This is a genomic window from Streptomyces rishiriensis (assembly GCF_003112535.1).
In the GTDB taxonomy this organism is placed as follows: Bacteria; Actinomycetota; Actinomycetes; order Streptomycetales; family Streptomycetaceae; genus Streptomyces; species Streptomyces rishiriensis.
In genome coordinates, this window is record NZ_BEWA01000004.1 from 86,954 (window position 1) to 102,342 (window position 15,389).

General features: G+C 73.1%; 14 protein-coding genes. 4 read left to right on the forward strand and 10 right to left on the reverse strand.

Annotated features, from left to right (window positions below; translation table 11 throughout):
* Positions 1–51 precede the first annotated feature (51 nt).
* The gene (locus tag Sri02f_RS07365; RefSeq protein WP_109000283.1) at positions 52–1,389 is read right to left on the reverse strand and encodes an MFS transporter; all 1,338 of its coding nucleotides are present in this window, start codon (positions 1,387–1,389) and stop codon (positions 52–54) included.
* A gap of 71 nt (positions 1,390–1,460) precedes the next feature.
* Here Sri02f_RS07365 and Sri02f_RS07370 point away from each other — a divergent pair, with 71 nt between their 5' ends.
* Positions 1,461–2,531, forward strand: a complete 1,071-nt coding sequence (locus Sri02f_RS07370) for a GlxA family transcriptional regulator (RefSeq protein WP_109000284.1) — start codon at positions 1,461–1,463, stop codon at positions 2,529–2,531.
* Here the strand turns inward: Sri02f_RS07370 and Sri02f_RS07375 are convergent.
* From Sri02f_RS07375 to Sri02f_RS07385, 3 genes are all read right to left on the reverse strand, one after another.
* Complete coding sequence (locus Sri02f_RS07375) at positions 2,453–3,502, reverse strand: Zn-dependent alcohol dehydrogenase (protein WP_109000285.1); 1,050 nt, start codon at positions 3,500–3,502, stop codon at positions 2,453–2,455. The two genes, Sri02f_RS07370 and Sri02f_RS07375, sit on opposite strands and share 79 nt — an antisense overlap.
* A 19-nt stretch (positions 3,503–3,521) precedes the next feature.
* Positions 3,522–4,670, reverse strand: a complete 1,149-nt coding sequence (locus tag Sri02f_RS07380; protein ID WP_109000286.1) for an acyl-CoA dehydrogenase family protein — start codon at positions 4,668–4,670, stop codon at positions 3,522–3,524.
* Positions 4,671–4,838: 168 nt separating this feature from the next.
* Entirely contained in the window at positions 4,839–5,753 is a 915-nt protein-coding gene (locus Sri02f_RS07385) for an SDR family NAD(P)-dependent oxidoreductase (RefSeq protein ID WP_109000287.1), read from the reverse strand.
* A gap of 102 nt (positions 5,754–5,855) precedes the next feature.
* On the opposite strand from Sri02f_RS07385, the gene Sri02f_RS07390 reads away from it, so the two are divergent.
* Positions 5,856–6,782 carry a cyclase family protein gene (locus tag Sri02f_RS07390; RefSeq protein ID WP_109000288.1) on the forward strand — a complete coding sequence of 309 codons (927 nt, stop codon included), beginning with the start codon at positions 5,856–5,858 and terminating at the stop codon, positions 6,780–6,782.
* Between the two features lie 445 nt (positions 6,783–7,227).
* Here the strand turns inward: Sri02f_RS07390 and Sri02f_RS07395 are convergent, their stop codons facing one another.
* From Sri02f_RS07395 to Sri02f_RS07420, 4 genes are all read right to left on the reverse strand, one after another.
* Positions 7,228–7,740, reverse strand: coding sequence for an ATP-binding protein (locus tag Sri02f_RS07395; protein ID WP_109000289.1), 513 nt, complete (start codon positions 7,738–7,740; stop codon positions 7,228–7,230).
* Positions 7,741–8,272: 532 nt separating this feature from the next.
* A complete protein-coding gene (locus tag Sri02f_RS07410) occupies positions 8,273–9,172 on the reverse strand; it encodes an acyl-CoA dehydrogenase family protein (protein WP_109000470.1) in 900 nt (299 codons plus the stop codon).
* Between the two features lie 8 nt (positions 9,173–9,180).
* Positions 9,181–10,317 (reverse strand): acyl-CoA dehydrogenase family protein, encoded by a 1,137-nt coding sequence (locus Sri02f_RS07415; protein WP_109000292.1) that lies wholly within the window; start codon positions 10,315–10,317, stop codon positions 9,181–9,183.
* Positions 10,318–10,349: 32 nt separating this feature from the next.
* Complete coding sequence (locus tag Sri02f_RS07420) at positions 10,350–11,546, reverse strand: amidohydrolase family protein (protein WP_109000293.1); 1,197 nt, start codon at positions 11,544–11,546, stop codon at positions 10,350–10,352.
* Positions 11,547–11,725: 179 nt separating this feature from the next.
* On the opposite strand from Sri02f_RS07420, the gene Sri02f_RS07425 reads away from it, so the two are divergent.
* Entirely contained in the window at positions 11,726–13,285 is a 1,560-nt protein-coding gene (locus Sri02f_RS07425) for a class I adenylate-forming enzyme family protein (RefSeq protein ID WP_109000294.1), read from the forward strand.
* Here Sri02f_RS07425 and Sri02f_RS07430 read toward each other — a convergent pair.
* Both Sri02f_RS07430 and Sri02f_RS07435 read right to left on the reverse strand, forming a co-directional pair.
* Positions 13,264–13,776 (reverse strand): EF-hand domain-containing protein, encoded by a 513-nt coding sequence (locus Sri02f_RS07430; RefSeq protein WP_069769508.1) that lies wholly within the window; start codon positions 13,774–13,776, stop codon positions 13,264–13,266. The genes Sri02f_RS07425 and Sri02f_RS07430 overlap by 22 nt on opposite strands.
* A gap of 215 nt (positions 13,777–13,991) precedes the next feature.
* Complete coding sequence (locus tag Sri02f_RS07435) at positions 13,992–14,372, reverse strand: STAS domain-containing protein (protein ID WP_109000295.1); 381 nt, start codon at positions 14,370–14,372, stop codon at positions 13,992–13,994.
* Positions 14,373–14,703: 331 nt separating this feature from the next.
* Between Sri02f_RS07435 and Sri02f_RS07440 the strand changes: the two genes are divergently transcribed.
* Positions 14,704–15,294: a sigma-70 family RNA polymerase sigma factor gene (locus Sri02f_RS07440; protein WP_109000296.1), complete on the forward strand. Its 591-nt coding sequence runs from the start codon at positions 14,704–14,706 to the stop codon at positions 15,292–15,294.
* Positions 15,295–15,389: the final 95 nt, after the last annotated feature.

Genomic DNA, 15,389 nt, shown 5'->3' on the forward strand with positions numbered 1-15,389 from the left:
CCCCGTCGCACCGCCGTCGCCTTCCGGCCGCCGTCGCCCTCGCCGCCGCCTTCAGGCCGCGGCCGGGGCCGGGGCCGGGGCCGGGGAGCCGGCCACGACCGCGGGCCGGCGCCGGATCACCAGCGCCATCAACGCGGCGGCGGCGCACAGCGCCCCGGAGCCGTACCAGACCACGTCGTACGAGCCGAACGCGTCGCGGGCCACGCCGCCCAGGAAGGCCACCAGGGCCGCGCCCACCTGGTGCGAGGCCAGGACCCAGCCGAAGACGATGGCGCTGTCCTCGCCGTAGTGCTCGCGGCACAGCGCGAGGGTGGGCGGGACGGTGGCCACCCAGTCCAGGCCGTAGAAGACGATGAAGAAGATCATCGGCGGGTGGACCGAGGGGGCCAGCAGGAGGGGCAGGAACAGCAGCGAGACGCCACGCAGCGCGTAGTACACCGCCAGCAGCCGGCGCGCCTCGAAGCGGTCGGTGAACCAGCCGGAGGCGATGGTGCCGACCACGTCGAACACCCCGATGACGGCGAGCAGCGAAGCCGCCGCCGTGACCGGCATGCCGTGGTCGTGGGCGGCCGGCACGAAGTGGGTCTGCACCAGGCCGTTCGTCGAGGCGCCGCAGATCGCGAAGGTGCCGGCCAGCAGCCAGAACGGGCCCGTGCGCACGGCCGAGGCCAGCACCCGCAGGGTGCGGCGGGCGGCGCCCCGCACCGGCGCGGGCTTGGGCACGAACTCCCGCGCGCCGTAGGGCTTCTGACCGACGTCGGCCGGATGGTCCCGCAGCAGCAGCCACACGAAGGGGACGACGGTGAGCGCGGCCAGCGCGACCGTCACCGCGGCCGGCCGCCAGTCGTAGCGCGTGACCGTCCACGACAGCAGCGGCAGGAAGATCAGCTGGCCGGAGGCGGAGGCCGCGGTCAGGACGCCGCTGACCAGGCCCCGCCGCTCGGTGAACCACCGGTTGGTGACCGTCGCGGCGAACGCGAGCGCCATCGAGCCCGAGCCGAGGCCCACCAGCAGGCCCCAGTACAGCATCAGCTGCCAGGCGGCCGTCATCCACACCGTCAGCATCGAGCCGACGGAGATCACGGTCAGCGCCGCGGCGACCACCCGCCGGATGCCGAAGCGGTCCATCAGGGCCGCCGCGAACGGGGCGGTCAGGCCGTACAGCGCCAGATTGACCGAGACGGCCGCGCCGATCGTGCCGCGCGACCAGCCGAACTCCTCGTGCAGCGGGTCGATGAGCAGACCGGGGAGCGAGCGGAAGGCCGCCGCTCCGATGATCGTGACGAAGGTGACGGCGGCGACGAACCAGGCCCGGTGGACGCGGATGCGGGGCGGCCTGTCCTGGTTCCGTCGCCCTGCGCCTGCGGGCGGTTCGGTTGTCTGGGTCACATCATCGACCTTCGGCCACCCGCCCCGCTGAAACGAGTGGCCCGAAAGACAGCATTCACTAGGATCGGGCCATGCCTCACGATGAGCGGCCCTTCCGTCCCCACCGCGTCGTCGTCCTCGCCCTCGACGGTCTGCTCCCCTTCGAGCTGGGCATCCCGCACCGCATCTTCGGCCGCCCGAAGGACGCCGAGGGCCGGCATCTGTACGAGGTCGTCACCTGCTCCGTCCGGCCGCCGGGCCCCGTCGAGACGGACGCCGACTTCGCCGTCGACGTCGCGCACGGCCCGGAGGCCCTGGCCACCGCCGACACCGTGATCGTCCCGGCCTCCTACGAGCTCGGCCCGGTCTTCGAGCAGGGCGTCCTGACCGACGAGCTCGCCGCCGCCCTCGCCATGATCCGGCCCGGCGCCCGTCTCGCCTCCATCTGCACAGGCGTGTACGTCCTGGCCGCCGCCGGCTTCCTCGACGGCCGGCCCGCCACCACGCACTGGGCCGACGCCGAGCGCCTCCAGCGGCTCTTCCCGCGGATCGACGTCGATCCGGACGTCCTGTTCATCGACGACGGCGACGTGCTCACCTCGGCCGGCGTCGCCGCCGGGATCGACCTGTGCCTGCACATGGTGCGCCGCGACCACGGCACCGCCGTCGCCAACGACGTCGCCCGCCGCACCGTCGTGCCCCCGCACCGCGACGGCGGCCAGGCGCAGTACATCGAGCGTCCGGTGCCCGACCCGCAGCAGGCGACCACGACCGCCGCCCGCGCCTGGGCGCTGGGCCGCCTGCACGAGCCGATCCAGCTGCGTGACATGGCCGAGCAGGAGGCCATGTCGGTACGGACGTTCACCCGCCGCTTCCGTGAGGAGGTCGGCATCAGCCCGGGTCAGTGGCTCACCCAGCAGCGCGTCGAACGGGCCAGGCACCTGCTGGAGTCCAGCGACCTGTCCGTCGATCGGATCGCCCGCAACGCCGGTTTCGGCACCGCCCAGTCGATGCGCCAGCACCTACAAGCGGCTCTCGGGGTCACCCCCACGGCGTATCGCCGCACCTTCCGGACCGGCGGCGGTCAGAACGTCAGCACCGCGCGCGCCACCCGCCCCGCCTCCGCGTCCGTCGCGGCCTTCTCGAAGTCCTCCACCGGGTAGGTCCGGGTGACGAGTTCGTCGAGCAGCAGCCGGCCCTCGCGGTACAGCTCCGCGTACAGGGCGACGTCCCGCTGCGGCCGTGAGGCGCCGTACCGGCAGCCCAGGATCGACTTGTCCAGGAACAGGGAGGAGACCAGGAAGGACGCCTCGGCGGCCGCCGGGGGCACCCCCAGCAGCACCGCCTGACCGTGCCGGTCGAGCAGGTCGACGGCGGCCCGGATCAGCTCGACGCGTCCCACGCACTCGAAGACGTGGTCCGCGCCCGTCGGCAGCACCTCCCGCACGCCGTCGGCCGACGTCAGGAAGTGCGTGGCCCCGAACCGCCGCGCCGCCGCCTCCTTCGCCGGGTTCGCGTCGACGGCGACGATGCGCGACGCGCCCGCGATCCGCGCGCCCTGCAGCACGTTGAGCCCGATCCCGCCCGTCCCGATGACGACGACGCTCTCCCCGTGGCCCACCCGCGCGCGGTTGAGGACGGCCCCGACCCCGGTCAGCACCCCGCACCCGATCAGCGCGGCGGACGTCAGCGGAACGTCCTTCGGGATGCGGACCGCCTGCACCGCCTTGACCACCGTCCGCTCGGCGAAGGCGGAGTTCGCGGCGAACTGGAACAGCGGCCGCCCCGCGCGCGTGAACGGCTTCTGCGGCCGCCCGATGGCCTGCCGGCACATCGTCGGCCGGCCCCGGTCGCACTCCGCGCACGCGCCGCAGTTGGCGAGCGTGGACAGGGCGACGTGGTCGCCCGCCACGACATGGGAGACCCCCGCGCCGACCGCCTCCACCACGCCCGCGCCCTCGTGCCCGAGGACGACGGGCACCGGGAAGGGGATCGTCCCGTCGACGACGGACAGGTCGCTGTGGCACAGCCCGGCCGCCGAGATCGCGACCAGCACCTCGCCAGGACCCGGCTCACGCACCTCCAGATCGCCGACGACCTCGACCCGCTTCCCGTCGAACACCACGCCTCGCATCACGCTGCTCCCCTCCGCCTCATCCCTTGGGTTGCCTGGGCAGACCGAGCACGCGCTCGGCGATGATCGTGCGCTGGACCTGGTCCGAGCCGCCGTAGATCGTGTCGGCCCGCGAGAACAGGAACAGGTGCTGTGCGTCGTCGAGCCCGTACGGCGCGGCGGCCGACCAGTCCGCCGGGCCGGCACTCGCCGCCGCTCCCCGCACCTGCACCGCAGCCTCCCCCAGCCGCTGGTGCCAGCCCGCCCACAACAGCTTCGCCACACTCGGCGCACCCGCCCCGCCCGAACCCCCCAGCGTGCGCAGCGCGTTCCACCGCATGGTGCGCAACTCCGCCCACAGCCGCACCAGCCGCTCGCGCACGACGGGGTCGTCGGCCGTGCCGTTCTCCACGGCCGTGCGCACCACCCGCGCCAACTCCTGTGCGAAGCCGATCTGCTGGGCGAGCGTCGACACCCCGCGCTCGAAGCCGAGGAGGCTCATCGCGACCCGCCAGCCGTCGCCCTCCGCGCCGACGACGTGCTCGGCACGCGCGTGGGCGCCGTCGAAGAACACCTCGTTGAAGTCGCTGGTGCCGGTGAGCTGCCGGATCGGCCGCACCTCGATCCGTCCCGGCTGGTCCATGGGCAGGAGGAGGAAGGTCAGCCCGTGGTGACGCCTCGACTCCGGGTCGGTGCGCGCGAGCACGAAGCACCAGTCGGCCTCATGGGCGAGGGACGTCCAGATCTTCTGCCCGGTGACGCGGTAGGACCGTCCGCCTGCGGCGGGTTCGGCTCTCGTACGCAGTGCGGCGAGGTCGGATCCCGCGCCGGGTTCGCTGTATCCCTGGCACCACAGCTCGGCGCCGGCGGCGATCGGCGGCAGGAAGCGCGACTTCTGCTCCGCCGTGCCGTGGGCGAGGAGGGTGGGCGCGAGGAGGTTCTCCCCGATGTGCCCGGACCGGGGCGGGGCGCCCGACCGGGCGTACTCCTCGGCCCAGGCGACCTGCTGCGTGAGAGTCGCGGTCCGGTTGCCGTACCCGCCCTCCCCCCACCCGATCCCGACCCACCCGGCCGCCCCGAGGGCGCCTTCCCAGGCACGGCGACCGCAGGCGTGCGGAACGTGCTCGGCTAGCCAGGCCCGAGCCTCGGCGCGGAACGAGTCGTCCGCCGGCGTGAATCCGAAGTCCACGTTCCCCTCCTTGGACAAGCGCGGCCGGCAGCCCGCGGGGCGCGGCGCCGCATCGACGTGCGGCTGCGCCGCGTGGGCTCGACCCGCCACGGACGACCTGCCACGGACGACCCGCCACGGACGACCCGCCACGGACGACCCGCGCCCGGAAGACCGCGGGAAGCATGCTCAGGCGTTGGGCCGGCTGCCCTCCCGCGCGGCACGCGCCATCTCCTCCAGCCGCGCGAGCATCGGCATCGGGTCCACCCCGACGGTCGCGGGCAGCACCTCGGCGATCCGCTCCGGCGTCCAGGAACCCCCCTGCGCGTAGGCCGAACGCAGTTCCCTCGGCTGCGCCCACACCGCGATCTTCGGCCCCGCGACGGTGTACACCTGCCCGGTGACCCCCGCCTCGCGCGCCCGGTCCGACAGCAGGTAGACCACGAAGGCGGCCACGTCCTCCGGCTCGCCCATCTCCGCCAGCTCCATGGGCACGCCGGCCGACATGCGCGTCCGGGCCACCGGGGCCACCGCGTTGGCCGTCACCCCGTACTTGTGCAGGCCCAGCGCGGCGCTGCGCACGAGCGAGATGATCCCGCCCTTGGCCGCGCTGTAGTTGGCCTGGGACACCGAGCCCTGGTGGTTGCCGCTGGTGAAGCCAATCAGCGTGCCGGAGCGCTGCCCGCGCATCACCGCCGACGCGGCCCGGAACACCGTGAACGTGCCCTTGAGGTGGGTGGCGAGGACCGGGTCCCACTCCTCCTCGGACATGTTGAACAGCATCCGCTCGCGCAGGATCCCGGCCACGCACACGACTCCGTCGAGCCGCCCGTACGTCTCCAGGGCCGTGTCCACGACGCGCTGACCGCCCGCCATCGTCGAGATGTCGTCGGCGACGGCGACCGCCTCCCCGCCCGCCGCCTCGATCTCCTTGACGACGGCCTCGGCGATCTCACTGGCGGGCGCGGCCCCGTCCACGCCGACGCCGTAGTCGTTGACGACGACGCGCGCGCCCTCGGCCGCCGCGGCAAGCGCCACCGCTCGTCCGATGCCTCGTCCCGCGCCCGTGACGGCGACGGTCTTGCCGGTCAGGAAGTTCCCCACGTCCGGACCCCTCCCGCAGTTTCTGACGGACCGTTAGATTTGAGATTCGAGGTCTAGATTGACCCGTCCGCCGGTCGGGGACAAGCCCCGGGGAGGCATGGAATGACACTGCCCGTCGAGTTCCACGACATCGCGAAGCGCGTCAACAACTGGGGACGCTGGGGGGCCGACGACGAGATCGGCACGCTGAACCTGATCACCGACGACGTCGTCCGCGCCGCGGCCGCCGAGATCCGCACCGGCCGCCGCGTCCCGCTGGCGCTGCCGCTGCGCGAGGACGGCGTGCAGACCGGGCTGATCCCGGGCCGGGTCAACCCGCTGCACGCCATGGTGCAGATCAACCAGGAGATCTTCGGTCCGGGCACGGTGGCGTGCAGCGACGACATCGTGACGATGGGCCTCCAGGCCGGCACCCACTGGGACGCGCTGACCCATGTGTCGCACTCGGGGAAGCTCTACAACGGCCGCCCGGCCGCCACCGTCACGGCGCACGGGGGAGCCGAGTTCAGCGGCATCGACAAGGCGCGGCACGTCGTCTCGCGCGGGGTGCTGCTCGACGTGGCACGCGCGCGCGGCGTCGACCGGCTGGCGGGCGACCACGCGGTCACCCCGCAGGACCTGGACGCGGCGGAGGAGCTGGCGGGCACGCGCGTGCGCGCGGGCGACGTGGTGCTCGTACGGACCGGGCAGGTCCAGGTCTATCTGAGCGGCGACAAGCACGGGTACGGCTATCCGTCCCCGGGGCTGTCCGTCCGCACGCCGGAGTGGTTCCACGCGCGCGACGTGGCCGCCGTCGCCGACGACACCCTGACGTTCGAGATCTTCCCGCCGGAGATCGAGGACCTGTGGCTGCCCGTGCACGCGCTCCACCTGGTGGAGATGGGGATGCTGCAGGGCCAGAACTGGAATCTCGAAAAGTTATCCACAGCCTGTGGAGAAACCGGCCGCTACGCCTTCCTGCTGTCGGCGATGCCCGAGCCGTTCGTCGGCGGCACGGGAACTCCGGTGGCGCCCGTGGCCGTTCTCTGAGCCCTGGAACAGGCCCGGGACGCGAGGGACCCGGAAGTCGTCGGCCGGCGGCGCGCGGCCGCCCGCCCCGAGCACGGCACCGCGCACCGCCATCCGACTCCGGCGCACCCCCCTCGACTCCCCAGGGCCCTGAGGAAGCCGTCGGCGCCGAATCACGACCCACGCTCGGCAAGGGCTCCCGTCACCGAAGCCCTCGTCGTCCCCTCACGGCGAATCGCTGCCCACAAGCGTGATCAAACGGACACCTCACGTCAACACCCGGACGACGATTTGTTACTTACATCCGATTCGCGGTGGGCGCGCACGGAAGCACAGACGGGCGCACCGACTCCCCGGCGGGCGAGAACCGACGACGCTTCCTGCATCCGCGCACCGCGTCCCGCCGGGCGTTTCACGACCGTGCGCCGCGACCGGCACACGACCCGGAGCGTGCGCCGACGACGCGTCAGACCACCTCGTAGGCGAAGCCTCCATAGGCCGGCGCGGGCTTCGTCCGCACCGCGACCGCGCGTTCGGCCGCGGCCGCGCACTCGGCGACGCCGCCCCGGTCGGTCTCCGCCCGGCCCGGCGCGGCACAGCGGTCGAGCTCGCACCAGATGCGCTTGCCCGCGCCCTCGACGCTCCAGCCCCAGCGGTCCGCGAGTCCGTCGACGAGGGCCAGGCCGCGGCCGCCGGTCGCCTCGTCGCCGACGCACCGGGGCACCGGGGCCCGGTCGCTGGCGTCGGCCACCTCCAGGCGGACGACGGACGGCTCGCCCGCCGCACCCGGCAGGGAGAGCCGCAGCACCGCCGGACAGCCGGTGTGCACCACGGCGTTGGTGACCAGCTCGGAGACGAGCAGGATCAGCGTCTCGGCGAGCGGCTCCTCGTCCTCTATCCCCGACCCGGCGAGACGCGAACGAGCCCACCTGCGGGCGCGCCCCACCTCAGCGGGGTCGGGCCGGATCTCCAGTTGCACTTGAAGCACCTGCACCGCTCACACCATCCGAACCGGCGGACACATGGCCGTGCGCCACGTGCGCCACGCGAGCCGCGTGAGCACCATGACGACGGGGGCCACGATCGTAGCCATTTTCTGCATGGCCAGAACAACAGCCAGAGGCAGGGTGACGGAACGTGAATCCCTTAGGAGACAGCTTGGTTGACCTACAGTCACCCCAACAAGCGCTTCGGGCATATTCCATCGCGAAGGAGTACCCGTGCGGCATACTGTGCGACGCTCGTTGCGGGGAGTCGAACAGGCGGGGGCGAGAAGCCCGTCCGCCCTGCGAGCGGCGGCGCGCACCGCCGGATCCGGCATCGCCCCAGGGGCACCGCCGGCATGGCTCATGCTCGGAACCACTCGCATCCCACAGAAGGTACCGGAGCGATCCGCCGACTCCGGGCCGTGACGGGTCACGCATCGGACACAACCCGATATCAACGCTCCGTGATTCCGGTATGCCACGATCCGCGACATCCGCGCGGCCGCCCGCCCGCCGGCCCCTCCGTCACCGCAGACAGCTCCGCTGACCGCCCGTCCCGGACAGCAGGTCCCGCGCGAGCAGCTCCTCACTCTCCGTCCCGCCGCCCGCACGGCGGGTGCGCACCCAGGCGCGTTTCAGCAGCAGGTGGACGTCCGCCTCCCAGGTGAAGCCCATGCCGCCGTGCACCTGCAGGCAGTCGCGCGCGCCGCGCACGGCGGCCTCGTCGGCGAGGAGCCGGGCGGCCGCGATGTCGGCCGGGTCGGCGGTGACGGCGGCCGCGTAGACCGCCGCGCGGGCCGTCTCGACCCGCACGAGGAGATCCGCGCACAGATGCTTGACCGCCTGGAAGGCCCCGATCGGCCGGCCGAACTGCTCACGCGCCCGGGCGTGTTGCACAGCCAGCTCGCACGCGCGCGTGGCGGTCCCGAGCTGCTCCGCGGCCGTGAGGAGGACCGCGGTGGGGTCGGCGGCCCCGCGCGCGGGGACCGTGTGCAGCGGAGTGAGCGGGTCCACGGAGTTCAGCGGCACGGCCCCGTCGGCGTCGCCGCTCACGACGTCCGCCTGTGCGAGCCACTCCACCAGTCCGCCGCCGTCGACGGCGGCGACGACCGTCTCCCCCTCGGCCGCGCCGGGCACCCGTCCCGCCGCGAGGTGCGTGGCCAGCAGCGGTCCGGGGAGCAGGGCCCGGCCCGCCTCCTCGAACGCCAACACCGCCTCGGGCAGCCCCAGTCCCACGCCGCCGTCCGCCTCGGGCAGCCGCAGCGCGAAGAACCCGGCGGCGCCCAGCTCGCGCCACAGCGCCCGGTCCAGCCGCCCCGGCCGGTCCACTGCGGCCCGCAGGGCCTCCCGGTCGAACCGGCGTGCCAGCAGTGCGCGTACGCCGTCGCGCAGCGCGCGCTGATCGTCCGTCGGCCGGAAGCGCATGGCGGACGTCACCTCCCCTTCGGCAGTCCCAGGATCCGTTCGGCCACGATGTCGCGCTGGATCTGCGAGGTGCCGGCCGCGATGGTGTACGACAGCGAGGACAGCCGGTCACGGACCCAGGGGCGGTCGAGGTCCAGGGCGGCGTCGCCCAGGACCTCGGCAGCGGTGTCGTACAGCTCCTGGCGGGCCTGCGAGTACCTCAGTTTGAACACCGAGCCCCCGACGCCGGGCACCCCGCCGCGGGCGGCCTCCGCCTCGCTCACGTTCCACTGCGTCAGCCGCCACAGCGCCCGGAACTCGGCGTTGAGGCGGCCGAGCCGCCGGCGCAGGACCGGGTCGTCCCAGCGCCCGTCACGGCGTGCCCGCACGGCCAGTTCGCCCAGCACGCGCCGGCAGGCGACGACCTCGCCCACGAAGGCGGTGCCGCGCTCGAACGACAGCGTCACCATCGTCACCCGCCAGCCGTCGTTCTCCGCGCCCACCCGGTTGGCGACCGGCACCCGCACCTCGTCGAGGAAGACCTCGGCGAACTCGGCGGAGCCGGCGAGGGTGCGCAGCGGCCGTACGGTGACGCCCGGGGCGTCCATGGGCATGGCCAGCCAGGTGATGCCCCGGTGCTTCGGGGCCCGCGGGTCCGTGCGGACCAGCAGTTCGCACCAGTCGGCGACCTCCGCGTGCGAGGTCCAGATCTTGGACCCGCTCACCACGTAGTCGTCGCCGTCGCGCCGCGCGCGTGTGCGCAGGGCGGCGAGGTCGGAGCCGGCGTCGGGCTCGCTGAAGCCCTGGCACCAGACCTCCTCGCCGCGCAGGACGGGCGGCAGCCAGCGGGCCCGCTGTTCGGCCGTCCCCTCGGCGGCGATGGTCGGCCCCGCGTGCAGCAGCCCGACGAACCCGGCCCCCACGTAGGGCGCGCCCGCCTTCTCCGTCTCCTCCAGGAAGATCAGCCGGACGCCGGGCGAGGCCTCCCAGTGCACGTCGGCGTACCCGGCCTCGTACAGGGTCCGCTGCCAGCCGAGGTCGTAGGCGCGGCGGCCGGGCCAGTCGTCCGGGGAGGGCTTCGGCGGGAGCGCGGGCAGCGCCTTGGCGAGCCACTCGCGCAGCCGGGCCCGGAACTCCGCGTCCTCGGGGCTGTCCGAGAGGTCCATGGTCCTGATCCCCTGCCCTGGTCGCCGCGCGGCTACTTGTCGAGGTCCAGGTCGAGCATGCGGATCGCGTTGCCGCGCATCAGCTTGTAGACCGTCTCGTCGTCGAGGCCCTTGACGTGGTCGAGGGCGACCTCCTTGGTGTGCGGGAAGGTCGAGTCCACGTGCGGGTAGTCGGTCTCGAAGGTCGCGTTGTCGCGTCCCACCGCGTCCAGCGACGCGACGCCGTGCTTGTCGCGGAAGAAGCAGCAGAAGATCTGGCGGTAGTAGTACGTCGACGGCGGCTCCGGGACGAGGTCGCGCACGCCGCCCCACGCGCGGTGTTCCTCCCAGACGTCGTCGGCGCGTTCCAGGGCGTAGGGGATCCAGCCCATCTGCCCTTCCGAGTAGGCCAGCTTGAGGCGCGGGAAGCGCACCAGGACGCCGCTGAAGAGGTAGTCCATCATCGAGGCCATCGCGTTGTTGAACGACAGCGACGCCTGGACGGCCGGGGGCGCGTCGGGCGAGGCGGCGGGCATCTGCGACGACGAGCCGATGTGCATGTTGACGACCGTCCCGGTCTCCTCGCAGACGGCGAAGAACGGGTCCCAGTAGCCCGAGTGGATCGAGGGCAGTCCCAGGTGGCTGGGGATCTCGGAGAAGGTCACCGCGCGTACCCCGCGGGCCGCGTTGCGGCGGATCTCCGCCACCGCCAGCGCGACGTCCCAGAGCGGGATCAGGCACAGCGGGACGAGCCGGCCGCCGCTGCCCCCGCACCACTCCTCGACCATCCAGTCGTTGTAGGCGCGCACACAGGCGAGCGCGACCTCCTTGTCGTGCGCCTCGGCGAAGGTCTGGCCGCAGAAGCGGGGGAAGGACGGGAAGCACAGCGAGGCCTCGACGTGGTTGAGGTCCATGTCCGCCAGCCGGGCCTTCGGATCCCAGCACCCGCGGCGCATCTCCTCCCGGGTGATCCCCTCCAGCGTCATCTCGTCGCGGTCGAAGCCGACGGCGGCGATGTTGCGCTTGTACGGGAACTTCAGGTCCTCGTAGATCCACCAGTCGGTGGGCGGGCCGTCCGGGTCCATGGTGATCTGGTACTTCCCGGCGACGTAGGCGAGCTCGCCGATCCCGGCGGTGAGGGGCTGCGGCCCCCGGTCCCGGTACCTGCGCGGCAGCCAGGTCGCGAAGAGGTGCGCGGGCTCGATCACATGATCGTCGACGCTGACGATGCGCGGCAGTTCGGTGCTCATGGCTTCCCCTCCGCCTGGCGGTGCGCCAGTCGTGCGATGCGCTGTCCGCAGCGCTATCTGATGGGCCGTCAGATGCTGTCTCCCCAGCAGGCTAGTCCGCGACCCCTGGACCGACAAGGCGACCAGCCCTACGCTCTGCCGAAAATCTGACTACCCGTCAGCTAGGTCAGGGGGCCGACGTGAACGACACCGCCACCGCCACCGCCCACGAGCTGAGCGGCTCCCGCACGCTCTGGGAACTGCTCGCCCGCCGCGCCGGCCTCACCCCCGACCGCCGGGTCCTCCTCCAGGAGGAGCGCACCCTGACCTTCGGCGAGCTGCGCGAGCGGGCCGAGCGCACCGCGGCCGGGCTGTACGACATGGGCGTGCGCCCGGGCACGGTCGTCGCCTGGCAGCTGCCCACCCGTCTGGAGACCGCCGTCCTGTCCTTCGCCCTGGCCCGGCTGGGGGCCGTGCAGTCCCCCGTCATCCCGTTCTACCGCGACCGCGAGGTCGGCTTCGCGCTGCGCGAGTCCAAGGCGGAGTTCTTCGCCGTGCCGGGCGTCTGGCGGGGCCACGACCACACCGAGATGGCCCGGCGGCTGGGCGCGAGGGGCGTCTTCGAGGCGTACGACGACCTGCCGGACGGGGATCCGGGCGTCCTTCCGCCGCCGCCCGCCGACGGCGGCTCGGTGCGCTGGATCTACTGGACCTCGGGAACCACCTCGAACCCCAAGGGCGTTCTGCACACCGACCGTTCGCTGATCGCGGGCGGCTCCTGCCTCGCCCACGCGCTCCGGCTGACCCCGGACGACGTCGGCTCGATGGCGTTCCCCTACGCCCACATCGCGGGACCCGACTACACCGTCATGCTGCTGCTGTACGGCTTCCCGGCGGTGATGTTCGAGCACTTCGCGCTGCCGGACGCGCTGGAGGGGTACCGCCGGCACGGCGTGACGGTCGCGGGCGGGTCGACGGCGTTCTACTCGATGTTCCTCGCCGAGCAGCGCAAGCGGCCCGGCGTCCCCGTGATCCCCACGCTGCGGCTGCTCGCCGGCGGCGGAGCGCCCAAGCCGCCGGAGGTGTACCACGCCGTCGTGCGCGAGATGGGCGTGCAGCTGACCCACGGGTACGGGATGACCGAGGTGCCCATGATCACCATGGGGTCGCCCGACGACACCGCGGAGAACCTCGCGACGACCGAGGGGCGGCCCCCGGCGGGCATGGAGATACGCGTGACGGACGGGGAGGTGCGGCTGCGCGGGGAGGCCGTGTGCCAGGGATACCTGGATCCCGCCCAGAGCGCCGAGGCGTTCGACGCGGACGGGTTCCTGCGCACCGGCGACCTGGGACGCCTGACCGACAGCGGCCATCTGGTCCTCACCGGGCGGCTGAAGGACGTGATCATCCGCAAGGGCGAGAACGTGTCCGCGAAGGAGATCGAGGACCTGCTCGCCGCGCACCCGGCCGTCGGGGACGTGGCGGTGATCGGCCTGCCCGACGCGGAGCGCGGCGAACTGGTGTGCGCGGTGGTGGAACGGGCGCCGGCGGCCGCGGAGCCGCTGACCCTGGCGACGGTGACCGCGTATCTGCGCGCGGGCGGGCTGTCGGTCCACAAACTGCCGGAGCGGCTGGAGGTGGTGGAGGCCCTGCCGCGCAACGACACGCTGCGCAAGGTCCTCAAGTACAAGCTCCGCGAACGCTACGCGCGGCCCGCCCGGCCGCCCGCCGCGGAGGACTACTCGGGGACGGTGAAGTAGCGCGCGAAGGCGGGGACGATCTCCGCCTCACCGACCTTGCCGTCCGCGTCCGCGTCGAGGACGGCGGCGGCCCCGCGGGCGACCTCGTCGGGCGCTCCGAGGGCGTGCAGCACCCGGACGGTGTCCTCCACCGTCGCCCGGCCGTCGCCGTCGGCGTCCGCGACGTCCAGGGCGGCGTGCAGGAAGGGGCGGGCGATCTCGGCGAACCGCTCCGGGTTGTCGCGCAGGCGCTTGACCGCGCTGTTCACGAACTCGTCGCGGCTGATGCGCTGGTCGCCGTCCCGGTCGGCGATCCCGGCCATGCCCTGCCAGAACGCCTCGGCCCCCGCGTAGAGGGCCTGCCCCTTGTCGGAGCGGGCGGCGGTCGCGAACTCCGCGAGCACCGCCTTGGCCGCGGCGGCGAAGTCCACCCGGTCGATGTAGCCGTTGCCGTCCTGGTCGAAGGTGGCGAACCGGGCGGCGATCCTGCGCTCGTACTCACTGCTGACCATGTCTGCTCGGGCCGCCTTACGTCGTCACGTGATGGATGTGTGCGTCGCCGCCGGGCGTGGGCCGACGGTGCTGCGCGGGCGCTCCCCGGCACGGGTCGAAGAGTGCTCCCGGCAGGGAGCGTACGACGCCGGAGACGTCCGGGTGTCCGGAAGGCGACGTCTGTGCCAAGACCGGGGGAATTCCGGGACAGGGGTGTGGCGGAGCGGCGCACGGCTCACGCCGAGAGGGGCTCGGTCCCGTCGTCCACGGCGTCGGCGAGATCGCCGTAGACGTCGAAGAGGCGGCGCACGCCCAGCGCGCCCAGGACCCGGTTGACGTGGGAACCGTCGGCCGCGCCGTGCGCGGGGAGGATCAGCCGCAGCCGCCCCCGGCAGGAGCGGATCAGCCGACGGGCCGCGATCAGGACGCCGACCCCGCTGGAGTCGCAGAAGTACACGTCGGAGAGGTCCAGGACGAGACTGTGGCGGCCCTCGGCCACCTCGTCGTGCACCCGCTGCCGCAGCACGGGCGACGTCACCAGGTCCAGCTCGCCCGACACGTGGAGCACGGCCCATCCGCCCTGCTCGCCGCCGGTCACTGTGAAGGCCACCACCACGCCCTTCGTTCGCTGTCGCTGGCCGGGAACGGAAGCTGTCCCTTCGCTTCCTTGCAGCGCGGCTGCCCAGCGGCATTGCCCCGAAACACCTGCGGAAAAACAGAAACCAACGGAAGGAGGCTTGTTTCTGTCATATCCAGTCCGGTTCGATCCGTGCCTGTCGGGTACGCGCCGCCCATACCACCCTGTGGCGGACAGGGGGCGCACATTGAAACAAAGGGGCGTGCATTGTCGTACGTGCCGACTACATTCGAGGAGACGGCGGACGCACGCTGAACACACGCACGGCCGAAAGCACGACCAGAGGGACGGACACGGGTGAGGGGGCCAGATGGCGAAAAAGGACGCACCGCCCCGCTGGGACCGCAAGATGCAGCAGCGGCTCGCGCGCGGTGAGGCGGCCGCCCTCGGCGAGCTCTACGACCGGTTCGCTTCGCTCGTGCACGGTCTCGCCCATCGCGTGCTCGGAGACGAACGGGCGGCCGACGGCATCACCCGCGAGGTCTTCGCCCACCTCTGGGAGCACCCCGACGCCTACGACCCCCGGCAGGGCCCGCTGCGCACCTGGGTCGCCGCGTTGACCCACCGTCTCGCCGTGCAGCGGCTGCGCGCCACCGAGACCGCCGCGCTGGCCGAGAGCGGCCGCGGCTCGGCCGAGGCCACCGAGGAACTGGAGCGCAGGGTGCGGCACGCGTCCGTCGCCGCCCGCGCCGACTACATCGTCCAGGCCATGCCCGCGCCCCTGCGCGCCGCCCTGGAACTGGCCTACTTCCAGCGCCGCGACTACCGCCAGACCGCGGCCGACCTCGGCGTCACCGAGGACGAGGCCCGCCGCCGGCTCCGGCTGGGCCTCCAACTGCTCTCCACGGCCCACGACGTCGCGGCCCCCGGAGCCCCGCCCGGATACGGGGGTGCCGCGTGAGCGACGCGACCCCCTGGCTGTCGTACGACGGCGAGGGCGAGGAGGACGAGCAGCGGGACGGCCGGCCGGGCGGAGAGGACAGGGATCAGGCACAC